General features: G+C 70.8%; 23 protein-coding genes. 12 read left to right on the top strand and 11 right to left on the bottom strand.

Features of this window, described 5'->3' with window-relative positions:
• Nucleotides 1–23 precede the first annotated feature (23 nt).
• The gene (locus ACZ6ZP_RS42785; RefSeq protein WP_469410553.1) at nucleotides 24–1,001 is read left to right on the top strand and encodes a zinc-binding dehydrogenase; all 978 of its coding nucleotides are present in this window, start codon (nucleotides 24–26) and stop codon (nucleotides 999–1,001) included.
• Here the strand turns inward: ACZ6ZP_RS42785 and ACZ6ZP_RS42780 are convergent.
• Together ACZ6ZP_RS42780 and ACZ6ZP_RS42775 are read right to left on the bottom strand one after the other, a co-directional pair.
• Nucleotides 998–1,900 carry an NAD(P)-dependent oxidoreductase gene (locus tag ACZ6ZP_RS42780; protein WP_351173382.1) on the bottom strand — a complete coding sequence of 301 codons (903 nt, stop codon included), beginning with the start codon at nucleotides 1,898–1,900 and terminating at the stop codon, nucleotides 998–1,000. The genes ACZ6ZP_RS42785 and ACZ6ZP_RS42780 overlap by 4 nt on opposite strands.
• A 207-nt stretch (nucleotides 1,901–2,107) precedes the next feature.
• A complete protein-coding gene (locus ACZ6ZP_RS42775) occupies nucleotides 2,108–2,638 on the bottom strand; it encodes a DUF4232 domain-containing protein (RefSeq protein ID WP_351173385.1) in 531 nt (176 codons plus the stop codon).
• A 193-nt stretch (nucleotides 2,639–2,831) separates the two neighbouring features.
• On the opposite strand from ACZ6ZP_RS42775, the gene ACZ6ZP_RS42770 reads away from it, so the two are divergent.
• Nucleotides 2,832–4,253 carry a helix-turn-helix domain-containing protein gene (locus ACZ6ZP_RS42770; RefSeq protein WP_469410552.1) on the top strand — a complete coding sequence of 474 codons (1,422 nt, stop codon included), beginning with the start codon at nucleotides 2,832–2,834 and terminating at the stop codon, nucleotides 4,251–4,253.
• A 131-nt stretch (nucleotides 4,254–4,384) separates the two neighbouring features.
• A complete protein-coding gene (locus tag ACZ6ZP_RS42765; RefSeq protein ID WP_383820474.1) occupies nucleotides 4,385–5,593 on the top strand; it encodes an aminotransferase-like domain-containing protein in 1,209 nt (402 codons plus the stop codon).
• Between the two features lie 6 nt (nucleotides 5,594–5,599).
• Here ACZ6ZP_RS42765 and argS read toward each other — a convergent pair whose 3' ends face one another.
• The gene (argS, locus tag ACZ6ZP_RS42760; protein ID WP_351173394.1) at nucleotides 5,600–7,369 is read right to left on the bottom strand and encodes an arginine--tRNA ligase; all 1,770 of its coding nucleotides are present in this window, start codon (nucleotides 7,367–7,369) and stop codon (nucleotides 5,600–5,602) included.
• Nucleotides 7,370–7,515: 146 nt separating this feature from the next.
• Here argS and lysS point away from each other — a divergent pair, with 146 nt between their 5' ends.
• Both lysS and ACZ6ZP_RS42750 read left to right on the top strand, forming a co-directional pair.
• Nucleotides 7,516–9,261 (top strand): lysine--tRNA ligase, encoded by a 1,746-nt coding sequence (lysS, locus tag ACZ6ZP_RS42755; RefSeq protein ID WP_351173397.1) that lies wholly within the window; start codon nucleotides 7,516–7,518, stop codon nucleotides 9,259–9,261.
• 284 nt (nucleotides 9,262–9,545) lie between these two features.
• Complete coding sequence (locus ACZ6ZP_RS42750; RefSeq protein WP_351173400.1) at nucleotides 9,546–9,755, top strand: hypothetical protein; 210 nt, start codon at nucleotides 9,546–9,548, stop codon at nucleotides 9,753–9,755.
• Nucleotides 9,756–9,762: 7 nt separating this feature from the next.
• Here the strand turns inward: ACZ6ZP_RS42750 and ACZ6ZP_RS42745 are convergent, their stop codons facing one another.
• The 3 genes from ACZ6ZP_RS42745 to ACZ6ZP_RS42735 form a co-directional block, all read right to left on the bottom strand.
• Nucleotides 9,763–11,175 (bottom strand): DUF2637 domain-containing protein, encoded by a 1,413-nt coding sequence (locus ACZ6ZP_RS42745; protein WP_383820468.1) that lies wholly within the window; start codon nucleotides 11,173–11,175, stop codon nucleotides 9,763–9,765.
• 172 nt (nucleotides 11,176–11,347) lie between these two features.
• On the bottom strand, nucleotides 11,348–12,202 hold the full coding sequence (locus tag ACZ6ZP_RS42740; RefSeq protein ID WP_469410551.1) for a DUF3558 domain-containing protein: 855 nt from the start codon (nucleotides 12,200–12,202) through the stop codon (nucleotides 11,348–11,350).
• A 116-nt stretch (nucleotides 12,203–12,318) separates the two neighbouring features.
• Entirely contained in the window at nucleotides 12,319–13,209 is an 891-nt protein-coding gene (locus ACZ6ZP_RS42735; RefSeq protein WP_469410550.1) for a DUF3558 domain-containing protein, read from the bottom strand.
• A 182-nt stretch (nucleotides 13,210–13,391) separates the two neighbouring features.
• On the opposite strand from ACZ6ZP_RS42735, the gene ACZ6ZP_RS42730 reads away from it, so the two are divergent.
• Nucleotides 13,392–14,585, top strand: coding sequence for an RtcB family protein (locus ACZ6ZP_RS42730; protein WP_366462537.1), 1,194 nt, complete (start codon nucleotides 13,392–13,394; stop codon nucleotides 14,583–14,585).
• Between the two features lie 13 nt (nucleotides 14,586–14,598).
• On the opposite strand, the gene ACZ6ZP_RS42725 is transcribed toward ACZ6ZP_RS42730, so the two are convergent.
• From ACZ6ZP_RS42725 to ACZ6ZP_RS42715, 3 genes are all read right to left on the bottom strand, one after another.
• Complete coding sequence (locus ACZ6ZP_RS42725) at nucleotides 14,599–14,847, bottom strand: hypothetical protein (protein ID WP_468618296.1); 249 nt, start codon at nucleotides 14,845–14,847, stop codon at nucleotides 14,599–14,601.
• Complete coding sequence (locus tag ACZ6ZP_RS42720) at nucleotides 14,751–15,533, bottom strand: SDR family NAD(P)-dependent oxidoreductase (protein WP_351173417.1); 783 nt, start codon at nucleotides 15,531–15,533, stop codon at nucleotides 14,751–14,753. The genes ACZ6ZP_RS42725 and ACZ6ZP_RS42720 overlap by 97 nt, the downstream gene beginning before the upstream one ends.
• A gap of 70 nt (nucleotides 15,534–15,603) precedes the next feature.
• Nucleotides 15,604–15,939, bottom strand: a complete 336-nt coding sequence (locus ACZ6ZP_RS42715) for a YnfA family protein (protein ID WP_135335738.1) — start codon at nucleotides 15,937–15,939, stop codon at nucleotides 15,604–15,606.
• A 192-nt stretch (nucleotides 15,940–16,131) separates the two neighbouring features.
• Here ACZ6ZP_RS42715 and ACZ6ZP_RS42710 point away from each other — a divergent pair, with 192 nt between their 5' ends.
• Nucleotides 16,132–16,551, top strand: coding sequence for a MarR family winged helix-turn-helix transcriptional regulator (locus ACZ6ZP_RS42710; RefSeq protein WP_351173461.1), 420 nt, complete (start codon nucleotides 16,132–16,134; stop codon nucleotides 16,549–16,551).
• Between the two features lie 133 nt (nucleotides 16,552–16,684).
• Nucleotides 16,685–16,930, top strand: a complete 246-nt coding sequence (locus tag ACZ6ZP_RS42705; RefSeq protein WP_469410549.1) for a hypothetical protein — start codon at nucleotides 16,685–16,687, stop codon at nucleotides 16,928–16,930.
• A 15-nt stretch (nucleotides 16,931–16,945) separates the two neighbouring features.
• On the opposite strand, the gene ACZ6ZP_RS42700 is transcribed toward ACZ6ZP_RS42705, so the two are convergent.
• The gene (locus ACZ6ZP_RS42700) at nucleotides 16,946–18,298 is read right to left on the bottom strand and encodes an MFS transporter (RefSeq protein WP_469410548.1); all 1,353 of its coding nucleotides are present in this window, start codon (nucleotides 18,296–18,298) and stop codon (nucleotides 16,946–16,948) included.
• Between the two features lie 586 nt (nucleotides 18,299–18,884).
• Between ACZ6ZP_RS42700 and ACZ6ZP_RS42695 the strand changes: the two genes are divergently transcribed.
• Nucleotides 18,885–19,391: a GNAT family N-acetyltransferase gene (locus ACZ6ZP_RS42695; protein WP_469410547.1), complete on the top strand. Its 507-nt coding sequence runs from the start codon at nucleotides 18,885–18,887 to the stop codon at nucleotides 19,389–19,391.
• A gap of 10 nt (nucleotides 19,392–19,401) precedes the next feature.
• Here the strand turns inward: ACZ6ZP_RS42695 and ACZ6ZP_RS42690 are convergent, their stop codons facing one another.
• Complete coding sequence (locus tag ACZ6ZP_RS42690) at nucleotides 19,402–20,226, bottom strand: helix-turn-helix domain-containing protein (protein ID WP_351173429.1); 825 nt, start codon at nucleotides 20,224–20,226, stop codon at nucleotides 19,402–19,404.
• 91 nt (nucleotides 20,227–20,317) lie between these two features.
• On the opposite strand from ACZ6ZP_RS42690, the gene ACZ6ZP_RS42685 reads away from it, so the two are divergent.
• The 3 genes from ACZ6ZP_RS42685 to ACZ6ZP_RS42675 all read left to right on the top strand — a co-directional run bounded on the left by ACZ6ZP_RS42685 (nucleotide 20,318) and on the right by ACZ6ZP_RS42675 (nucleotide 22,887).
• Entirely contained in the window at nucleotides 20,318–20,902 is a 585-nt protein-coding gene (locus ACZ6ZP_RS42685; RefSeq protein WP_469410546.1) for a TIGR03086 family metal-binding protein, read from the top strand.
• Nucleotides 20,903–21,208: 306 nt separating this feature from the next.
• Nucleotides 21,209–22,309: an LLM class flavin-dependent oxidoreductase gene (locus tag ACZ6ZP_RS42680; RefSeq protein WP_351173464.1), complete on the top strand. Its 1,101-nt coding sequence runs from the start codon at nucleotides 21,209–21,211 to the stop codon at nucleotides 22,307–22,309.
• On the top strand, nucleotides 22,306–22,887 hold the full coding sequence (locus ACZ6ZP_RS42675; protein WP_351173435.1) for an FMN reductase: 582 nt from the start codon (nucleotides 22,306–22,308) through the stop codon (nucleotides 22,885–22,887). Before ACZ6ZP_RS42680 ends, ACZ6ZP_RS42675 begins: the two co-directional genes overlap by 4 nt.
• Nucleotides 22,888–22,902 lie beyond the last annotated feature (15 nt).

Below are 22,902 nucleotides of genomic sequence, written 5' to 3'. Positions count from 1 at the left end.
GTCGACGTTCTGAGGAGGACGTTATGCACGCCGTTGTTCTGCACGAGTTCGGGCCCGCCGAGAACCTGACGTACGAGACCGTGCCCGACCCCGTCGCGGGGCCGGGCCAGGTGCGGATCGCCGTGCGGGCGGCGGGAGTCCACCACGTCGAGACCGTCATGCGGCGGGGCGACGCGAGCGACATGGCGCCGCCGCTGCCCGAACTGCCCGCCGTCTTCGGCGGGGAGGTCGCCGGGATCGTCGACGCGGTGGGGCCCGATGTGGCCCCCTCCTGGCTGGGACGGCCCGTGGTGACCCCGCGCAGCGAGCCCGGCGGGTACGCCGAGCTGACGGTGGCCGAGCTCGCGCAGCTGCACGAGGTGCCGGACGGGCTCGGGTTCGAGGCCGCCGTGACCATGGTGATGACCGGGGCGACGGCCATGGGCCTCCTCGACACCGCCCGACTGACCGCCGACGACGTGGTGTTGGTGACGTCCGCCGCCGGTGGCGTCGGGCGGCTCGTGGTGCAGTACGCCGTTGGACTCGGCGCGGTCGTGATCGGCGCCGCCGGCGGGCCCGACAAGGTCGAGGCCGTGTGGGAGCTCGGCGCCGATCTCGCCGTCGACTACGACGAGCCCGGCTGGGCGGACCGCGTGCGTGAGCGCCTGGACGGGCGCCGGGTGAGTGTCGTGCTCGACGGGGTGGGCGGCGAGAAGTCCGCCGCCGCGTTCGGCCTCATCGGTGCGGGCGGGCGCTACGTGGTCATCGGCTGGTCCTCGCAGGAAGGGTTCGAGCCGGACGCCGAGGTCGTGGAGGAGCGGGGGATCTCCGTCGTCAACGCGCTGCTGCGGCTGATCGAGCGGCCCGAGGACGGCCCCGAGCACGAGCGGCGGGCCCTGGAGGCCGCCGCCAAGGGGGAGTTGGTGCCGGCGGTGCAGACGTTCCCGCTGGCTCAGGCGGGGAGGGCCCACGCTGCCATGGAGCGGCGCGGGACCACGGGCAAGGTCGTGCTCGTGCCCTAGCCCTGCTTGAGCAGGGTCACCAGGCGGGAGAGGCCGTCGGCGCCGTGCCCCTCCTCGACCGCACGGTCGAGGAGGGCCTGGAATGGCTCGAACATCTCGGACCGCAGACCCTGCTCGGCGTACGCCTGGAGGAAGTTGGGGAACGCCTCGCGGTTCATGGCGAGGTTGGACACATCGGTGAGGTGCTGATCGGTGTCGACGGCCTCGGCCGTGCCTGGCACGATCCCGTCCGTCATCGCGGCGACGAAGTCCTTGAGCAGCGGCGCGAACTCGCGGGCCGCGATGCCCTCGCTGCCGATCAGCGCGTACGCCTGCGCCACGCCCATCACCATCCCGTACATCCCGGTGAGCAGGGAGAGGTCGTAGAGGGCGGCCAGGCCGGGGTCCTTGCCGACCCACTTGGTGTCGGCGAGCGCGGACAGGGTCGCGCGGTGCGCCTCGAAGGCGGCCTCGTCCGTGCCGCTGTAGAGGATGTACGCGCCGGGCGTCGCGATCATCTGGGGTACGGCCATGATGCCGCCGTCGATGTACGTGATGCCGTGAGCCGCCGCCCAGTCACTCAACTCCCTTGCCTGGGAAGGCGATCCGTTCGTGAGGTTGACGAGCGTGCGTCCCGCGAGGGACTCCGCCTCCGGGGCGAGCAGGGCGCGGACGTTCTCGTTGGTGGTGAGGCAGACGATGGTGAGCGGGCTCGCGGTGACGGCGTCCCTGGCGGTGGCCGCCGGCGTCGCGCCCTGGGCGGCCAGGGGGCCCGTCTTGGCGGCGGTGCGGTTCCACACGGTGGTGGGATGGCCCGCCTTGAGGAGCGCGGAGGCGAGCGCGGTGCCCATGAGGCCGAGGCCGAGGACGGTCACGGGGGACTGGGAGGGGTCAGCGGGCTGAGTGGGCTGTGCGGGCATGGCTGGGGGACTCCGATCGGAGGGTGTGGGGTGGGAACGCCTTCGATCCTTCCCGCGTACGGAGGAGCGGACAAGTACCGACTTTTTTGTGCGTACTTACCGGGAGGTTGGTGAGGGAGCGCCGGTCACGGGGACCCGCGCGTCACGGGGACCCGCGCGTCACGGGGACCCGCGCGCCCGGCAAGGCGGGCGCGCGGGTCCCGCCGGTCACCACACCAGCGCGTCGGCCGCCGATGTCTGCCAGTAGGTGACGAACGCCGAGCTGTCCACGTACACGCCGCCCGACGGAAGCTTCGCGGCCGCGGGGGCGCCCACGCTGCCGTTCGCCCCGCGGTTGGAGAACAGGACGTCCAGGCTGTGGGCCTGGTAGCCGTCCGTGCCCTCCGGTGACGACGTGCCGATGCCCGCGTACGCGCTCTGGCCGGGCTTCAGCGTGACCACCGCCTGCGGAGTGCTGTCCTCCAGCCACGGCGTGGGGGCCTGCGCCTCGTCGAAGCGGAGGAACGGCGCGCTGTACGCGTAACACGTCTTGGTGCCCGTGTTCTTGGCCTTCAGGAGCAGGTGGTTGATGGGGCGGTCGACCTCCTGGACGGTGACCTTGGTGGTGGCGGCGGTGCAGGTGACCGGCGCCGCCTTGGCGGCGGGGGTGGCGGCCGACGCGGCGCTGCCGAGCGCGGTGAGCGAGAGAGCGGCGGTGAGGGCCGCGGCAGCGGCGGTGGCCTTGGTGGTGAGTCGCATGGCTGGTCTCTTTCGGTGTGACGGGGGTGACGTGCGGCGCGCCCGGAGGCTTCCGGACGCGGCGTGCTTGTATGGCCCACAGGTTGCGCGGGTTTCTGTCCCGGCGGCCAGCGCGGCACGGCAGTTGGGGACGCCGGGACATTCCTGCGGCGCTGATCTGCGAAGACGCCGTTCCTTGGAACGGCTGGATGGAATGGGAGAGAGCGTGGGGGCGGGCGATCTCGCGGAGTTGCTGCGGGAGTTGAAGGAGAGGTCGGGGCTCAGTTACGGGGCGCTGGCCAAGCGGTTGCATGTGTCGACGTCGACGCTGCACCGCTATGTGAGCGGTTCGGCCGTACCGACGGAGTTCGCTCCGCTGGAGCGGCTCGCCCGGATGTGCGGGGCATCGCGGGAGGAAATGGTCGAGGTCCACCGGCGGTGGATCCTGGCCGACGCGTCGAGGGGCGACCGCAAGGAGGCGGAGCAGTCGCCCGCGTCCGTGGCGGCCTCCGACGCGGCGGCTGCTCCGGCTGCCGATGCCGCGGCTGCTCCGGCCGCCCATGACGCGGGTGACGGTGAGGGCAACGGCCACCGCGACTCCGACGACGGAGCGCCCGGCTTCCTGATCGGCCCGACCCCCACGGCGGCGGCGCGGCGCGAGGGGAGACGTGTGCCCCGGGCGCGGGCACTCGTCGCCGCCGGTGTCGTCCTCGCGCTCGGCGCCACCGCCGTCGCCGTGCAGGCCGCGTCCGGAGGCGGTGAATCCGACAAGGTGGCCGGCGACTCCGCGATCTCCGACGACGGGAAGCGGGAGCGGGGCCCGGACGGCGCCAAGTCCGCCTCGCCCTCCGGGAAGGAGTCCGGCAAGGGCAAGCCGGGCAAGGAGGCGACGGACTCCGACAAGCCGGGAGGCGAGGACAAGGGCAAGGGCAAGGGCTCCGGCGGCGGGACGCAGGCGCCCGCCCCCGGGGACGGCGGCAAGGGCGAGGCGGGCCGGGGCGGTGTCCCGGTGACCGTCACCACCCAGCCCCAGTTCTGGTACGACCCCTGCGGCACCCCGTATCTCGTCGACAAGGCCCCGGACAAACTCTCCACGCCCCCCAACGAGCAGGACGCCCCCGGGTGGGTGGCCGCGAACGGCGCGGTCAACGCCCGCGACCAGACCGTGAAGCTGACCGTCCAGGGCACCGGCAAGGACACCGTCGTCCTGGAGTCGCTGAACGTGCGCGTCGCCTCGACCAGCGCGCCCCTCGTGTGGAACAACTACAAGATGGGGTACCTCGGCGTCGGCTGCGGCGGCAACGTTCCCCGGCACTCCTTCGACGTCAACCTCGACGCGTCGGTGCCCCGCCCGACCCCGCAGGAGGGCGAGAGCGGCTTCCCCTACACGGTGAGCGCGAGCGACCCGGAGGCGTTCTTCGTCAACGCGACCGCCAACACGCGCTATGTGAAGTGGTACTTGGAGCTGGAGTGGTCGAGCGGCGGCCGGCGCGGCACGGTGCGCATCGACGACACGGGCAAGCCGTTCGCCACGAGCGGCGACAAGGGCCGTCCCGTCTACGGGTTCTCGCTCAACAGCAAGAAGTGGACGAAGACGAACCGCGACAACGACGACGTGCCGGACCCGCCGGCGTAGCGGCCGGGGCCCGTCCGGCGGGGCGTCCGCCGGGGGCAGGCCCAGTCCGTATCCCGGAATGGCGCGTGTAGGCGGCACTTACGTGCCTAGGGTGCGATTCGAGCCATCCGCCCGTGCCGAAGGAGCCGTAGATGACCGCCACAGCCGACCAAGCGATCGCCGCCCCCACCCCGCCGCTCGCCGCCCGCGCCGCCTCGGTCGGTGGCTCGCCGGTACGGGACATCCTGGCCGTCACCGCGCGGCCCGAGGTCATCAACTTCGCGGGCGGGCTGCCCGCGCCCGGCCTCTTCGACAAGGAAGGCATCGCCGCCGCGTTCCGGGCCGTGCTCGCCGAGCAGCCCGAGCGCGCGCTCCAGTACTCCACCACCGAGGGCGAACCCGCCCTGCGGACCGCCGTCGCCGGGCGGTTCTCCGCGCGCGGGCTCGCCACCGGCGCCGACGACCTGATGGTCACCACCGGTTCGCAGCAGGCGCTCTCGCTGCTCGCCACCGCGCTCATCGAGCCCGGCGAGACCATCCTCGTCGAGAACCCCTGCTACCTCGCGGCGCTCCAGGCCTTCGCCTTCGCGGGCGCGCGGGTGGTCGCCGTGCCGTGCGACGAGGCCGGGATCGACCCCGACGCCCTCGACGAACTCGTCGCCCTCCACCGGCCCAAGCTGCTCTACACCGTGCCCACCTTCCAGAACCCCACCGGCCGCACCCTGCCGGCCGAGCGGCGCGCCGCGATCGCGGGCATCGCCGCGCGGCGCGGTCTGTGGATCGTCGAGGACGACCCGTACGGGGAGCTGCGGTTCGAGGGCGAGCGCGTGCCGTGGATCGCCTCGTACCCCGGCGCCGAGGACCGCACCGTCCTGCTCGGCAGCTTCTCCAAGGTCATGGCGCCGGGCCTGCGCCTGGGCTGGCTGCGTGCGCCCGCGGCGCTGCTGCGGGCCTGCGCCATCGCCAAGCAGGCCGCGGACCTGCACACGCCGACCGTCAACCAGCTCGCTGCGGCACGGTACTTGGCGGACAACGACCTGGACGCGCATGTGGCGCGGGTCGCGGCGGCGTACGGGGAGCGGCGCGACGCCATGCTGTCGGGCCTCGCCGACGCGCTGCCGCAGGGCTCTTCCTGGGGCCGTCCTGAAGGGGGCATGTTCGTCTGGGCGAAGCTGCCCGACGGGTACGACACCGCCGCGCTGCTGCCGGAGGTCGTCAAGCACGACGTGGCGTACGTGCCGGGGGCGCCGTTCTACGCCGGTGAGCCCGACGTCGCCACCCTGCGGATGTGCTTCGTGACGCAGTCCCCCGACGAGATCGCCGAGGGACTGCGGAGGCTCGGGGGCGCGCTGCGCCCCTGACGGGGATCAGAGGCGCTCGGGCGTCCTGATGCCGAGCAGGGCCATTCCCTGGTGCAGGGTGCGGGCCGTGATGTCGCAGAGGAACAGGCGGTTCTCCGCGATGTCCTGCGGCGGCTTCGGCTTGATGACCGGGCACTTGTCGTAGAACGTCGTGTACAGCGAGGCCAGTTGGTAGAGGTACGCCGCCAGCTTGTGCGGCGCGTACTCCTCGGCGACCTCCGCGACCGTCTCCGCGAACTGGTCGAGGTGCAGGCCCAACGCCCGCTCCGCCTCGGCCAGTTCGAGCTCGGGGTGCGCCTTGGGGGACACGTCGTCGGCCTTGCGCAGGATCGACTGGATACGGGCGTACGCGTACTGGAGGTACACGCTCGTGTCGCCGTTCAGCGACACCATCTGGTCCAGGTCGAACTTGTAGTCGCGCACCGCCGACGTCGACAGGTCCGCGTACTTCACCGCGCCGATGCCCACCTGGGCACCGCGCTCGGCGATCTCCTCCTCGGAGAGGTCCTGGGCCTTCTCGCGGACGATGGCCGACGCCCGGTCGATCGCCTCGTCGAGCAGGTCGATGAGGCGTACGGTCTCGCCCTCACGCGTCTTGAACGGCTTGCCGTCCTTGCCGAGGACGGTGCCGAAGCCGAGCTGCACCGCCTTGACGTCCTCGGTCAGCCAGCCCGCCCTGCGGGCCGTCTCGAAGACCATCTTGAAGTGCAGCGACTGCCGCGCGTCCACGACGTACAGCAGGGTGTCGGCCTTGAGGTTGAAGACGCGGTCGCGGATCGCGGAGAGGTCGGTGGCCGCGTACCCGAAGCCGCCGTCGGACTTCTGGACGATCAGCGGGGACGGGTTGCCGTCCGGGCCCTTCACGTCGTCGAAGAACACGCACAGCGCGCCGTTCGACCGGACCGCCACGCCGGACTCCTCCAGCATGCTGCAGGTCTCCGCCAGCATGTCGTTGTAGCCGGACTCGCCGACGATGTCCTCGTCGTGGATCTCCACGTCCAGCTTGTTGAAGACCGAGTAGAAGTAGACCTTCGACTCGTCCACGAACCGCTGCCAGATCGCGAGGGTCTCGGGGTCGCCCGCCTGGAGGTCCACCACCCGGCGCCGGGCCCGCGTCTTGAACTCCTCGTCGGAGTCGAAGAGCGTGCGCGAGGCCTTGTAGACGCGGTTGAGGCTGGACATCGCCTCTTCGCCCGCCTCGTCACCCTCGGCGGCCTTGTGGCCCAACTCGTCCGGGTGCTCGATGAGGTACTGCACGAGCATGCCGAACTGCGTGCCCCAGTCGCCGATGTGGTGGCGCCGGACGACCTTCTCGCCGGTGAACTCCAGGATCTGGACCACCGAGTCGCCGATGACCGAGTTCCGCAGGTGGCCGACGTGCATCTCCTTGGCCACGTTCGGCTGGGCGTAGTCGATGACCGTCGTGCCCGGGTGCTCCGCGAGCGGCACGCCGAGGCGGTCGCCGTCGGCGGCGCGCGCGGCGAGGTTCTCGGTGATCGCCCTGTCGGTGACCGTGATGTTCAGGAAGCCGGGCCCGGAGACCTCGACCTCGCTGATCAGGTCCGGGGCGGTGATCTCCGAGACGACCTTCGTCGCGAGCTCGCGCGGGTTCGCCTTCGCCTTCTTGGCGAGGGCCAGGATGCCGTTGGCCTGGTAGTCGGCCCGGTCGCTTCGTCGCAGCAGCGGGTCGGCGGAGCCGGCCTCCGGCAGGGCAGCCGAGAGGGCGTCCGCGAGGCGCTGGTGGACGGAGGCGGTGAGGGACGTGACCGAGGCCATGGAGTGGATGCCGTTCTCCTCGAGGTGCAGATAGACCCGGCAAGTATCCCATGCAGAGAAAAGCGGTTTTCGCGGTTGCGGGTGGAGCTGGGAGAATGGCCGCGACAAGCGGTACCCACGTAGAAGAAGATCAGAAGAAGAAAGGCGTGCCGATCGTGGCTCAGAGCACCGATACCACCGACTGGGTCTCCCGCTATGCGGACGAGGTCATCGCCGAGTCGGAGCGTCGTGCCCCGGGCAAACCGGTCGTCGTCGCCTCCGGGCTCTCCCCCTCGGGCCCGATCCACCTGGGCAACCTCCGCGAGGTCATGACCCCACACCTGGTCGCGGACGAGATCCGGCGGCGCGGGCACCAGGTCAGGCACCTCATCTCCTGGGACGACTACGACCGGTACCGCAAGGTCCCGGCCGGCGTCCCCGGCGTCGACGAGACCTGGGCCCAGCACATCGGCAAGCCCCTCACCTCCGTGCCCGCCCCGGCCGGTTCCGCGTACGCGAACTGGGCCGAGCACTTCAAGGCGGCCATGACCGAGGCGCTCGACGAGCTGGGCGTGGAGTACGACGGGATCAGCCAGACCGAGCAGTACACCTCGGGTGTCTACCGCGAGCAGGTCCTGCACGCGATGAGGCACCGAGGTGACATCGACGCGATCCTGGACCAGTACCGCACCAAGAAGGCCCCGGGCAAGAAGCAGTCGCAGAAGCCGGTCGACGAGGCCGAGCTGGAGGCCGCGGAGGGGTCCGGCGCCGCGAGCGAGGACGACGGCAGCGGCGGCGGCAGCGGGTACTTCCCGTACAAGCCGTACTGCGGCGCGTGCGAGAAGGACCTGACCACGGTCACGTCGTACGACGACGCGAGCACCGAGCTGTCGTACGTGTGCGCGGACTGCGGGCACACCGAGACCGTCCACCTGAACGAGTTCAACCGCGGCAAGCTGGTCTGGAAGGTCGACTGGCCCATGCGCTGGGCGTACGAGGGCGTCATCTTCGAGCCGAGCGGCGTGGACCACTCCTCTCCCGGGTCGTCGTTCGTGGTCGGCGGGCAGATCGTGCGCGAGATCTTCGACGGCGTGCAGCCGATCGGTCCGATGTACGCGTTCGTGGGCATCTCCGGCATGGCGAAGATGTCCTCCTCCAAGGGGGGTGTGCCGACCCCGGCGGACGCCCTGAAGATCATGGAGGCGCCGCTGCTGCGCTGGCTCTACGCCCGCCGCAAGCCCAACCAGTCCTTCAAGATCGCCTTCGACCAGGAGATCCAGCGGCTCTACGACGAGTGGGACAAGCTGGACGCGAAGGTCGCGGACGGCTCCGTGCTGCCCGCCGACGCCGCCGCGCACTCGCGTGCGGTGCGTACGGCCGCCGGTGAGCTGCCCAAGACGCCGCGTCCGCTGCCGTACCGGACGCTGGCGTCCGTGGCGGACGTGACGGCGGGGGCGGAGGACCAGACGCTGCGCATCCTGCGGGACCTGGACCCCTCGGACCCGATCTCGTCCCTCGACGAGGCGCGGCCGCGCCTCGACCGGGCCGTGAACTGGATCACCACCCAGGTCCCGGCCGACGCGCGCACGATCGTGCGGGCCGAGCCGGACGCGGAGCTCCTCTCCTCCCTGGACGACGAGGGCCGCGAGTCGCTGCGGCTGCTCCTGGAGGGCCTCGACTCGCACTGGTCCCTCGACGGGCTCACGCACCTCGTGTACGGCGTGCCGAAGGTGCAGGCGGGCTTCTCGGCGGACGCCACGGCCAAGGAGCTCCCCCCGGAGATCAAGGTCGCGCAGCGTTCGTTCTTCGCCCTCCTGTACCGCCTCCTGGTGACCCGGGAGACGGGTCCGCGGCTGCCCACGCTGTTGCTCGCCGTGGGCGCGGAGCGGGTCCGCAAGCTGCTGGGCGCTTAGCGCTTGGCTTGTACGTGATCGGGGGCGCCGTCCAGTTTCTGGCCGGCGCCCCTCCGCATCCCACGGACCTGCCGTGAGCCGCCGGGGCGCCTTCGGATGGGTCCCCGCTTCGTGCCCCACCGCTTGAACGGCCGCTCGGTTGCCTGTTCGGGGGCAGGCGAGGCTGCGGGGGAGCCGGTAGGGGGTGTGGAGGGGAAGCGGTAGCCGGCTTGCATCTTTGGGACTACCGGGAGATCACTCCGGGGCAGGACGAACAACGCCCCGGGGCGAGCGATCGTGGACGTATGAAGGAAATCATCGCCATCGTCGGGTGGGTCGTCGGTATTCAGGGCGCCCTCGGCGCCGCCGGGCGGATCTTCGGGGACAACCCGTGGGGCCTCCTCCACAAGTGGTGGGACATCCCCACCCCCGGATACCTCGCCCTGGCCGTCGTCGGCGCCGCCCTCGCCGTCTGGGGCGAGACCGGCAAGAAGCGTGCCCGCAGCGTGGGTTGAACCTCGGCTACGTGCTGTACTCGGAGTCCAGCTCCTCCTGGTAGCGGCTCCGGAAGTCCCGCAGGTACGGGCGCAGCGTGCTCTCCGCCGGAGGGCCGCCCGCCTGGCCGGTCACGCCGTACAGGTCCATCAGGTACAGGCCGAACTGGCGGGCGTTGGGGTAGTCCCCGCGCTCGCTCACGTACTTCCGGAACGCCACGAAGTACGCCTCGTCGCGCGAGACGTCGTCCGGCAGCCCGGGAACGTCATCCGGAACCGGCAGCTCCTCGGCCGCCTCCTGCTCAGCAGCCTCTCCCGCCTCCTCGCGCGGCCCCGGGATCAGACGCTGGCCGCTGAGCGGGCGGGTGCGGCCGGGTGCGCCCGAGGGGACCTGGAACGCCGGGTCGACCTCCGCCTGACCGGCACGGTCCTGCTCGTCGAAGTACGCCTGCTGCTGCTCCAGGTACTGCTGCTGCTCGACGTAGGCCTGCTGTTCCGCGTACGCCTGCTGGTCGGCGTACCACTGGTCGTGCGGCTCTTCAGGGACGTACGAAGGCTGCTGAGCCGCGAACCACGGGCTCACCTGCGCCACCTCGGGCTCGGGCTCCGGCGGCTGCTGTTGCTGCTGGGGCTGGACTTCCTGCCCCAGATGCCCCTGCTGCACCGGCTCCGCCTCCAGCTGCGGCGCCGTCGGCGCCACCAGCTCCGGCTGCTGCGGCTCCGCAGGAACCGGCGCAGGCGGAAGCAGCGCGGGCTCGATGCCCGCCGCCGCGAGACCCGCGGGGGCCGTCTCCGCGAGCGGGACGCCGAAGCGCGCCAGGCGCAGCGGCATCAGGGACTCCACGGGGGCCTTGCGGCGCCAGGAGCGGCCGAAGCGGGCCTGGAGGCGGGCCTGGTAGATGAGGCGGTCCTGCTCCAGCTTGATGACCTGCTCGTAGGAGCGCAGCTCCCACAGCTTCATCCGGCGCCACAGCTTGAACGTGGGCACGGGCGACAGGAGCCAGCGCGTGAGGCGTACGCCTTCCATGTGCTTGTCGGCCGTGATGTCCGCGATCCGGCCCACCGCGTGCCGCGCCGCCTCGACGGAGACGACGAACAGGATCGGGATGACGGCGTGCATGCCCACGCCCAGCGGGTCGGGCCAGGCCGCCGCGCCGTTGAAGGCGATCGTCGCCGCCGTCAGGAGCCACGCGGTCTGGCGCAGCAGCGGGAAGGGAATGCGGATCCACGTCAGGAGCAGGTCGAGCGCCAGCAGGACGCAGATGCCCGCGTCGATGCCGATCGGGAAGACCACCGAGAAGCTGCCGAAGCCCTTCTGCTCGGCGAGTTCGCGCACGGCCGCGTACGACCCCGCGAAACCGATGCCGGCGATGACGACCGCACCGGCGACGACCACGCCGATGAGTATTCGGTGCGTGCGTGTCAGCTGCATCGCGGCCACCCGCGAACCCCTCCCTGTTCGGTTTGTTGCGAGCGACAGCCTGGCACACGCATGCGGAAGACCGCGTGCCGGTACGGCAGGAGCCCGGCCACCGAGGGGCCGGGCTCCACAACTGCCTTGACCGCGCCACGAGTTGCCCGCGTGGCGCGTGCCGCGGATTCCGCGTCCGGCGTCAGTTCTTGGGCTTGCCGCTGGACTTGGAGTCCGACTTCGGGTCCGACTTGCTGCTGGACTTGGAGTCGGGCTTGGGGCTGTCCGACTCCTTCGAGCCGCTGCCGCCGGTGCTGCCGCCGTCGGCCTTGTTCGCGGAGACGACCGCCGCGGAGGCTTCCTTCGCGGCCTTCTCGGCGGCCTTGGACAGGTCCTTCGCGCTCGGCGCCTTGTCGCCCGCCAGGCCCGCGCCGTTGTAGTCGATCGTGACGACGGCGTTCTCCACGCGCGTCACGACCGTCTGCTGCTTGAAGTTTTCCTTGTCCTTCTTCAGGTCGTACGCCACGACCGTCGTCTGGTCGCCCATGCCCGGCACCGGCTCCGTCTTGACGCTCTTCGCGCCGTCCGTCGCCTGCGCGTCCGCGACCTGCTTGGCGAAGTTGTTCTGCGCGCGCTTGGCGCCACTGCCGAGCGACGCGTCCGAGTCGAAGCGCATCAGCGAGACGCGGAGCCAGCGGAACTGCGAGCCGTCGACGCCGTTGTTGTCCAGGCTGTCCCAGGAGCAGGTGCCGCGCGCCGACGTGTCGTCGGACGTGCCCGCCTTGCCCGACTTGTCCTTCGCCTCCGGGACGAGGTCGTCGAGCGTCTTCTTCGACAGGACGTCGCAGGGCTCGGGCAGCTTGCCGAACGCCGCCTTCTCCACGGTCGCGGCCTTGTCCTTGCCCGGGGCCGAGGCGGACGCCTTCGAGCCCGAGTCCTTCTTGGCCCCGTCCGAACCCGATCCGGAGTCGGAGGAGCAGCCGGAGGCAATGAAGATCACCGGTACGGCGGCTGCGCAGGTGAGTATGCGGGTGAGTCGCTGTGCTGGTCGGTGCATGGTTCCTTCACTCAAGTCACTCAAGACGGCTGTCGTCGGTTCGATGGGCCACGGTACGCCGTGCCCGACGCGGACGACTCCGCTTCCGGGGAGCCGGTGCCCCGTCCGAACCGTCCCTAATCGGAGAACCTGTCGGCCAGGCTCCCGGCCAGTTCCTGCGCCTTGTCCTGCATTTCCTTGCTGTCGGGGATGTCGGTGCGACGCCCCGGCTGCTCGTCGTACTCGACGGTCACGACGACGTTCGACGTGCGGAACACCACAGTCACCGTGCGGTGCCGGGTCGCGGACGCGGACGTCGTGAGCGCGTCGTCGATGAAGGCCTCGTCGCCCAGATCGTCCAGGATGCGGGGCTCGAGTCCGAGGGGTGTGACGGCGTCTTCCGGGGCTCCGCTGGAGGCGCTGCCGTCCGCGTCACCCTTGCCGTCACCCCCCTTGCCGGACTCGCCCTTGTCCGCCTTGCCCGTCTTGTCCGTCTTGGCTGTCCCCGCACCGGTGGACGGCTCGGGATCCGCCCCCGCGTCATCCGATTCCTCGTCGGTGGTCGGGGTGCCGGAGGGCTCGGGCAGATCGGCCTTCTGCGCCTTCGACGAGTAGACCTCCGTGGCGCGGGTGTCGTCGCTGACCTCCGCGTCGTACGACACGACGCGCTCGAAGTCGACGAGCAGATGGTGGGTGGCGTCCGACGACTCCACCTTCCAGCGGCAGCCCACACGCCGATCGGTGTCGTACGTGACGGTGGGCGCACCCTCGTACGCCCTCTCCTGCTGCTCCTCGTCCGGCATCTCCTTGATGCCGGGCAGCATCGAGTCGAGCGTGCTGCGGTCGACCTGGCCGCAGGGCTCGGGGAGCGTGCGGTACTTGCCGGGCTCGGCGGCCGCGGTGGTGCCGCCGGTGTCGCCGGGCTTCGAGTCGTCCGGTTCGCCGCCGAGCGCGCCCCCGCCCGTGCAGCCGGCGAGCAGCGCCGCGATGAGAGCTGCGACGCCTGGTACGTAGGCCTTCCGCTGCACCGTGTGGGCTCCTTCTCGCCAGGGATATTGGGTTGCCGCTGATGGGCGACCGGTGGACACAATGTGTATCGCACGCAATGCCGTGGACGCCGGTCCGTCATCCCTTTCGTTGACCTTGGCTCCGGTATTTGCGCTACGAGACTTTCAACACGTGTGTTCAACTACGGGGGAATGAGGACGTTATGTCGTACGTGGAGGTTCCCGGGGCAAAGGTACCGATCCGGATGTGGACGGACCCGGCCTCGGTCGAGGACGTCGCACTCCAGCAGCTCCAGAACGTGGCGACGCTGCCCTGGATCAAGGGCCTGGCCGTCATGCCGGACGTCCATTACGGCAAGGGCGCGACGGTCGGCTCGGTGATCGCCATGCAGGGCGCGGTGTGCCCGGCGGCGGTGGGGGTGGACATCGGCTGCGGCATGTCGGCGGTGAAGACGTCGCTGACGGCGAACGATCTGCCGGGGGATCTGTCGCGGCTGCGGTCGAAGATCGAGCAGGCGATTCCGGTGGGGCGGGGCATGCATGACGATGCCGTGGATCCGGGGCGGCTGCATGGGTTTGGCACGTCCGCGTGGGACGACTTCTGGTCGCGCTTCGACGGGATCGCCGATGCGGTCAAATTCCGCCAGGAGAGGGCCACGAAGCAGATGGGAACGCTCGGGAGCGGCAACCACTTCATTGAATTCTGTCTCGACGAGGCAGGTTCGGTCTGGCTGATGCTGCACTCCGGCTCCCGGAACATCGGCAAGGAGCTCGCCGACCACCACATAGGTGTGGCCCAGAAGTTGCCGCACAACCAGGGTCTGGTCGACCGTGACCTGGCGGTATTCATCGCGGAGACCCCGCAGATGGCGGCGTACCGGAACGACCTCTTCTGGGCGCAGGAGTACGCGAAGTACAACCGCTCGATCATGATGGGGCTCTTCCAGGACGTGGTCCGCAAGGAGTTCAAGAAGGCGAAGGTGACCTTCGAGCCGGTGATCTCCTGTCACCACAACTACGTCAGCGAAGAGCGGTACGACGGGATGGACCTGCTGGTCACGCGGAAGGGCGCCATCCGTGCCGGAAGCGGCGATTTCGGGATCATCCCCGGCTCGATGGGCACCGGTTCGTACATCGTGAAGGGTCTCGGGAACGAGGCGTCCTTCAACTCGGCCTCGCACGGCGCGGGCCGCAGGATGAGCCGCAACGCCGCGAAGAAGCGCTTCTCGACGCAGGACCTGGAAGAGCAGACGCGGGGCGTCGAGTGCCGCAAGGACTCGGGTGTCGTGGACGAGATCCCGGGCGCGTACAAGCCGATCGAGCAGGTCATCGACCAGCAGCGCGACCTCGTCGAGGTCGTGGCCAAGCTCAAGCAGGTCATCTGCGTGAAGGGCTGATCCCTGCTCCTCCCTACTTCGCGTTCTTGATGGCGAAGATCATGACGAACGCGATGATGTGGATGCCGAAGAGGAAGTACGCCAGGTACCACCACACCAGGCGTTCGTTCTTGGTCTCCTGGGCGAGGTGTCGCCGCTCGGCGCTCTTGTCCTCGGAGGGGGGCGTCACAGTTCGCGGTGGATCTTCGTGTTGGAGGCCTGGGCGCGGGGGCGGACCACCAGGAGGTCGATGTTGACGTGGGGCGGGCGCGTGACCGCCCAGGTGATCGTGTCCGCCACGTCGGCCGCCGTGAGGGGGGCCGATACGCCCGCGTAGACCTTCGCCGCCTTCTCCTCGTCGCCGCCGAAGCGGGTCGTGGCGAACTCCTCCGTCTTGACCATGCCGGGGGCGACCTCGATCACGCGGACCGGGGTGCCGACGATCTCCAGGCGCAGGGTCTCGGCCAGGACGTGCTCGGCGTGCTTCGCGGCCACGTAGCCGCCGCCGCCCTCGTACGTGCCGTGCCCGGCCGTGGAGGAGAGGACCACGACCGTGCCGTCGCCGCTCGCGGTGAGTGCGGGGAGCAGGGCCTGGGTGACGTTCAGGGTGCCGATGACGTTCGTCTCGTACATCTGGCGCCAGTCGGCCGGGTCGCCGGTGGCGATGGTGTCGGCGCCGAGCGCGCCGCCCGCGTTGTTGACCAGGACCGCGACCTTGCGGAAGGCGGTGGCGAACTCGTCCACGGCCGTGCGGTCGGTGATGTCGAGGGCGTACGCCAGCGCGTCGTGGCCCGCGGCCGTGAGCTCGGCGGCGAGGGCCTCGATGCGGTCCTTGCGGCGGGCGGTGAGGACGACGCGGTAGCCGGCTGCCGCCAGGCCGCGCGCGGTGGCGGCGCCGATGCCGCTGCTCGCGCCGGTGACGATCGCGATGCGGGTGGCGGCGGGCGCGGCGTTCGCGGCGGCGGTCATGGCTGCTCCTTGGGCGTACGTACGTTCTGTCCTGTTCCTCGGCCAAGGATAGGCGGGCCGCCGGTGGCTCTCAGCGGCCCCGTGGCGCGTACATGATCACCGCCATGCCTGCCAGGCAGATCAGCGCGCCGGTCACGTCCCAGCGGTCGGGCCGGTAGCCGTCGGCGACCATGCCCCAGGCGATCGAGCCCGCGACGAAGACCCCGCCGTACGCGGCGAGGATGCGGCCGAACTCGGCGTCGGGCTGGAGCGTGGCCACGAAGCCGTAGACGCCGAGGGCGATGACGCCCGCGCCGATCCATGCCCAGCCCTTGTGCTCGCGTACGCCCTGCCAGACGAGCCAGGCGCCGCCGATCTCGAAGAGCGCGGCGAGGACGAAGAGGGCGGCGGAGCGGGCGATGAGCATGGGGAGATCGTGGCATGAGGCAGTTCGTCCCGGTCCCCTGTGGCGTCGGGTATCTGCGCCGTACGCTTTCTGTCTGACGCAGATGTTGTTCGGAGCTGGAGGAGGGGGTCCCGCGTGGCCACGAAGACGACCGGTGCCGGTGCGCGGCGTGCTGCTCTGGTGGACGAGCTGTCCGTCGAGTCGCGGCGCTACATGGCCTCGTACGCCCTCTTCAATCAGGCCGTCGCCGACCACCTGAAGCTGCACCCCACCGACCTTCAGTGCCTGAACCTGCTCAGCCTGGAGGAAGGGCCCGTCACGACCGGCCGCATCGCCGAGCTGACCGGTCTGACGACGGGCTCGGCGACGCGGCTCGTGGACCGCCTGGAGAAGGCGGGTTACGTCGTACGGGAACGGGACGCGGCCGACCGGCGGCGGGTCCTGGTCTCGACGGTGCCGGACGCGGTGGCGGAGTTCGGGCGGATGTGGGACAAGCTCGGGGGCGGCTGGTTCGCGCTCTTCGAGCGGTACGACGACGACGAACTGGACCTGCTCATCGGCCACATGCGCCGCACCGTGGAGTTCAGTGCGGCGCAGGTGGCGCGGTTGCGGGGCGGGGAGCTGGACGGCTGACCCCGCTGGGGCGGAGCCGTGGTGCGGGCGTGGTGCGGGCGTGGTGCGGGCGTGGCGTAGGCAACCGGGTGGGGTGCACCACGCGTCTCTCAGGTCCCGCCCCGTCCCCGCACCCATGACCTGGAGAAGAGCCTTGGCGCACGATGAACGCGACCGGTCCGACGAGCATCCCCAGGCGCCGTGGTGGTGGGGCATCGGCCCCATCGGGGCCGCCCTCCTCGTCGTCGCCGGGATCGCTTGGGCGCTGTGGGGGATTCCGGTCTCCGGCGCCCCGGGTGGCGTGGTGACCGGATATCAGGGGAGCAAGGTCGTCGCCATCGGTCTCGTGCTCCTCGGCGCTTTCGTCCTGGAGCGCTTCCGCAGCCGTCGTTCCGGCTGATTCATAAGGACCGATCTAGTGGTGCTGCTCCTCCTGCGGCTTGCGCGGGAGGAGTCGTACGAGGCCGCAGCAGAGCAGTGTGACGCCCGCGACGACCGCGAGGGTGACCGTCATGGCGTGGTCGGGGCCGCCGTCGGCGTTCTTGAAGAAGACGGTGACGACGGTGGCCGCGCCGATCGCGTTGGCCAACTGCTGCACCGCGCTGAGCGAGCCGCTCGCGCTGCCCGCCTCCTGGGGCGCGATGTCGCCGATGGTGATGTCGTAGACGGTGCCGAAGCAGGTGCCCATGCCGAGGCCGATGACGAGCAGGGGCGAGGCGAGGAGCCAACTGCTCAGTTCCGTACCGGAGTTCGCTACGAGGGCGAGCAGGTATCCGGTGCCGGTCAGGATGATCAGCAGGCCGATGAGGACGAGCGTGCGGCCGAGCCTGCCGATGAGGCCGTGGCAGGCGATGGACGCGACGACGATGCCCACGGAGAGCGGGACGAGGCCGAGCGCGGTACCGGACGGTGAGCGGCCGAGCCCTTCTTGCAGGTAGAGCGAGATGACGTAGAGCAGTCCGGACACGGCGGCGGAGAAGCCGACGCAGAGGACGAGCCCCGATGTGAAGCCGCGGTTGTGCAGCAGCGAGGGCTGGATCAGCGGGTTGCGCGCGGTGCGTTGGCGGTGGCAGAAGAGCGCGAAGAAGGCCAGGCCCGCGGCGATCAGCAGGAGGGGCGTGGCGGTCCAGCCGTTCGTGGAGCCGTCGATGAGGCCGGAGAGCAGCCCGAGCATGGTGGCGCCGAGGAAGGCGGAGCCGGTGCCGTCGATCGAGGTGGTGCTGTCGCCGGAGTCCTTGGGCAGGAGGCGGGCGGCGGCGGCGAGGGCCGCGCCGCCGAGCACGAGGTTGATCAGGAACATGGACCGCCAGCCGAGGCCGCCGAGGTCGGCGTCGATCAGGAACCCGGCGAGGATGGGGCCGCCGACGGCGGAGAGCCCCATGGCGGGCGCGAAGAGGCTGAACGCCTTGCCGATCTCCTCGCGGGGCCAGACCGCGGCGAGGATGCCGAAGCCCTGCGGGATGACGAGCGCGCCGAAGGCGCCCTGGGCGAGGCGGGCGATGGTGATCGACTCGGGGCTGAAGGCGAGCCCGCAGGCGACCGAGGCGAGCGTGAAGCCGCCGAGACCGAGCAGGAAGAGGCGCCGCCTGCCGTACTTGTCGCCGAGCCGGCCGCCGATGACGAGGAGTACACCGAGGGCGAGCGCGTAGGAGGCGCCGAGCCACTGGATGAGTCCGGGGCCGCCGCCGAGGTCCTTGGTGATGGTGGGGGCGGCGATGTTGGTGATGGTGGCGTCGACGAGGTCGAGCACGTCGGCGGCGAGGATCACGCCTAGGACGGCCCAGCGTTTTCGTGGGGGGAGGGGTGCGGGTGGGGGTGGGGGCGGGAGTGGGGCGCTGTCTTTCGTGGGGGTGGGGGTGGGGGTGGGGGATTCCGTGGGCACGGGGAGTTCCTTCGGGTGGGAGGTCGGGTGCGAGGTGTGGTGTCGAGGTCACGCGGTCAGAGGGGTCGCGCAGTCACAGCGGAGAATGTGCGGCGCTGTGCAGAATCTGCGTCACGCAGGTAAATGTGCGGGAGGGGGGTCTGTGCTGTCAAGGCGGTTTGTGGGGGCGGCGCTTCGTCGCTGGTCAGCGGTGCGTGCGGTCGATCGGCGGGGCGTTTGGTCGGTGGGGCGACCGGCCGGTGGTGCGTCCGGCCGTCGGTGCGGGGCCCGTTCGGTGGTGGGGACGGTGCCGCGCCGGTATGTCCGTCCTCGCTATCGTCCGGTGGCCGCGAGGGTGCTTCGGCACCGGAGCGATGGGAGCCGTGCTCCGGGCGGACATACCGGCACGTCACCTTGCGTCTCGTTGCCGGCTGCGGGGCGTGGGGCGTCTTGTCTCCGGGCGTTGTCAGACCCTCGTCGTACGGTGGTCGGCATGGAGAGATCGACGCTGGCGGGGCCGGATCTGGTTCGTTGGGCGGAGGGCGACTTCGAGTTGCTGGTCGCCTGCAACTCCGCGGAGATGACCGCGCACTTGGGTGGGCCCGAGACGGATGAGCAGTTGGTGTCCCGGCATCGCCGCTATCTGGCGCTGGAGGAGCGGGGGCAGATGTTCCGGATAGTGCTCGACGGTGCTGCCGTCGGGGTCATCGGGTACTGGGAGACGAACTGGCAGGGGGAGCCCGCCTGGGAGACGGGGTGGGGCGTGCTGCCCGGGTTCCAGGGGCGGGGCGTCGCGGCGGCGGCCGCGCGGCTGGTCGTCGAGGAGGCACGGGCCGCCGGGCGGCACCGGCAGCTGCACGCCTTCCCCTCGGCGGACCACGCGGCTTCCAACGGGGTGTGCAGGAAGGCCGGGTTCACCCTGGGGGGTGAGCACGACTTCGAGTACCCGAAGGGGCACTGGATGCGGTGCAACGACTGGAGCGTCGACCTGAGTGTCTGAACGACTGGCGTCAGTGGGGTGAGTAGGCCGTGGGGGGTACGCCCACCGTTGTTGTGAAGTCTCTGATCAGGTGGGCCTGGTCCGCGTAGCCCAGCGTGGCCGCCAGCTCCGCCCAGTCCAGGTTTCGTTCCGTCTCCGCGCGCTCCAGCGCCTCGTGGATCCGGTGGCGCAGGATCAGCCACTTCGGGCCGACCCCCACGTACGCGTTGAACAGTCGTTGCAGCGTCCGTACGGACATGTCCTGGGCCCGGGCGAACTCGCTGACGCGGCGGACCCCGCGGTCCGTGCGGATGCGTTCGGCCAGGTCCATGGCCAGGTCCGCCTGGGGGTCGGGGGTGGGGCCGATGGCCAGGAGGAACGTGTCCAGTGCTGCCACGCGGGCCTGCTCCTCGGGAGGGGAGAGCACCGCCTCCAGTGCGCCCTCGGGGACCGCCCCGAAGACCTCCTCCAGGGGGAGGAGCCGCCGCCCCGTCCATCTGGACACCGGCGCCGAAGGGGCGAACGGGCGGAAGCCGCCCGGGCGGAACTTCGCCCCGCACACCCGGCCACGCCCCTCCAGCTTCTGCGTGAAGAGGTCGAGACCGATCCCCGCCACCTCGGCGAACGGCTCCTGGCCCGGGAGGGTCTGGAAGACGACATTCACGGACGGGTGCGGGACGACGTGCGAGGCGTACGGCTGGGTCAGGTCCCAGTCGATCAGCCAGTACTGCTCCACGTAGGGGCGCAGCGCGGGCGCCGGGAGGTGCCGGCGGAACCGTGCGTGGGTGAAGAGTCCGGCAGCGTCGACGATGCCCTTGGTGTCGCTGCGCGGGGCGGTCTCGGAGGCGTCGGCCATGGCTGGATCGTATGCCGGAGGTCTGCCGCGGTCTGCCGCCGTGTCGTGTTTCTTCAAGCCGCCGGAGCCCTCGTCGCCCTACCGTCACGGCATGACCGAGAACAGCATCGCCGACCTGTTGAAGGCGGCCACCGCCCACGCCGTCCCCGTGGTCCGCGCCGTCCCGGACGACCGCCTTGCCGCTGCTACTCCCTGCGCCGAGTACGACGTGAAGGCCCTGGTCAATCACCTCTTCCAGGTGATCGTCCAGTTCCAGGCGCTGGCCGCCAAGAAGGACGCCGAGTTCGGTGAGACGCCCGATCTCGTCGCCGAGGGTCCCGACTGGCGCGACCGGTTCGCGGACGAAGCGGGGAAGCTGGTCGCGGCCTGGGCCGCGCCCGGCGCGGACGAGGGCACCACGGGTGCGATGGACATGCCCGCGAGGACCGTCGGCTGCATGGCCCTGCTCGACCTGACGGTGCACGCCTGGGACCTGGCCCGTGCCACGGGGCAGGACTTCGAGGCCGCCCCCGAGAGCAGCGGTGTGGTCACCGCGCTGCGGGAAGCGGTAGCGGGGCTTGGTCCGACGGCCCGGAAGATGGGCGTCTTCGGGGAGCCGGTCGCGGTGGGGGAGGGGGCCTCCGAGCTGGAGCGGCTCCTGGCCGAGACGGGCCGTGCCCCCTCCTGGACGCCGTAACCCCTCCTGGACGCCGTGCCCCCTCCTGGCCCCGCCGACCCGACCGGAGCCGTCGGCCTGCCCGGACCCCTTTGGCCTGTTCAGATCCCGCCAGCCCGGCCGGACCTCCGTCGGCCTGCCCAGATCCCGCCAGCCCCGCCGGACCCCCGTCGGCCTGCCCAGATCCCGCCAGCCCGACCACCCCCCCCCGCGGGGGCCGCTGGGCGCCCCCGGGGGAATACCCCCTGGCCCGCCACCGTTCCGTAGGTATAGTTGAAGCATCAACAACCTGCGGAGAGTGAGTCAGCCATGCAGTCCGGATCCGGTATGCAGTTCGGGATCTTCAGCGTCGGCGACGTGACGCCGGACCCCACCACGGGCCGCACCCCCACCGAGCACGAGCGCATCAAGGCCATGGTGGCCATCGCGCTGAAGGCCGAGGAGGTCGGGCTCGACGTCTTCGCGACCGGCGAGCACCACAACCCGCCGTTCGTCCCCTCCTCGCCCACCACGATGCTCGGCTACATCGCCGCCCGCACCGAGCACCTGATCCTCTCCACCTCCACCACCCTGATCACCACGAACGACCCGGTGAAGATCGCCGAGGACTTCGCGATGCTCCAGCACCTCGCCGAGGGCCGGGTCGACGTGATGATGGGCCGCGGCAACACCGGCCCGGTCTACCCGTGGTTCGGCAAGGACATCCGCCAGGGCATCAACCTCGCCGTCGAGAACTACGCGCTCCTGCACCGCCTGTGGCGCGAGGACGTCGTGACGTGGGAGGGCAAGTTCCGTACGCCCCTTCAGTCCTTCACCTCGACGCCCCGCCCGCTGGACGGCACCGCGCCCTTCGTCTGGCACGGCTCCATCCGCTCCCCGGAGATCGCCGAGCAGGCCGCGTACTACGGAGACGGGTTCTTCCACAACAACATCTTCTGGCCGCAGGAGCACACCAAGAAGATGGTCGACCTCTACCGCCGCCGGTTCGCGCACTACGGGCACGGCACCGAGGAGCAGGCGATCGTCGGGCTCGGCGGTCAGGTGTTCATGCGGAAGAACTCGCAGGATGCGGTGAAGGAGTTCAGGCCGTACTTCGACAACGCGCCCGTCTACGGACACGGACCCTCTCTTGAGGAGTTCACGTCCCAGACGCCGCTGACCGTCGGTTCTCCGCAGCAGGTGATCGACCGGACGCTGTCCTTCCGGGACGCCGTCGGCGACTATCAGCGCCAGCTGTTCCTGATGGACCACGCGGGCCTTCCTCTGAAGACCGTCCTCGAGCAGCTGGACATCCTCGGCGAGGAGGTCGTTCCGGTCCTGCGGGAGGAGTTCGCCAAGAACCGCCCAGCGACCGTCCCGGACGCCCCGACCCACGCCGCCCGCGTGGCGGCCACCCAGAGCGGCATCGAAAGCGAGGTCACCGCATGAAGCTCGTCGTCGTCTCCGCGGGGCTCAGCGTCCCCTCCTCCACCCGGCTGCTCGCCGACCGCCTGGCGGCGGCCACCGGACGCCGCGCCGACGTGGAGACCGAGGTCGTCGAACTCCGCGACCTGGCCGTGGAGATCGCGCACAACTTCGTCACCGGGTTCCCGGGGCCGGAGCTGAGCGCGGCGGCGGACGCGGTGAAGGCCGCCGACGGCCTGATCGTCGTCACGCCGGTCTTCTCGGCCTCGTACAGCGGCCTGTTCAAGTCGTTCTTCGACGTGCTCACGGTTCTGGACAAGGACGCGATCGCCGGTACGCCGGTCCTGATCGCGGCGACCGGCGGCACCCCGCGCCATTCGCTGGTCCTGGAGCACGCGCTGCGCCCGCTGTTCGCCTACCTGCGGGCGGTGGTCGTGCCGACCGCCGTGTACGCGGCGTCCGAGGACTGGGGTGCGGACGGCCTGGAGGAGCGCATCGAGAGGGCCGCGGCCGAACTGGCCGACATCATGCGGCCCGCGGCGGTTCAGGAGGAGGAGCTGATCCCCTTCGAGCGGCAACTCGCCGCGCTGCGGCCGGAGTAGACGCGGCCTACGCGC

Source organism: Streptomyces sp. NPDC054047 (assembly GCF_055585065.1).
The sequence above is the reverse complement of the archived record's forward strand: the minus strand, read 5'-3'. Positions and strand labels throughout refer to the sequence as shown.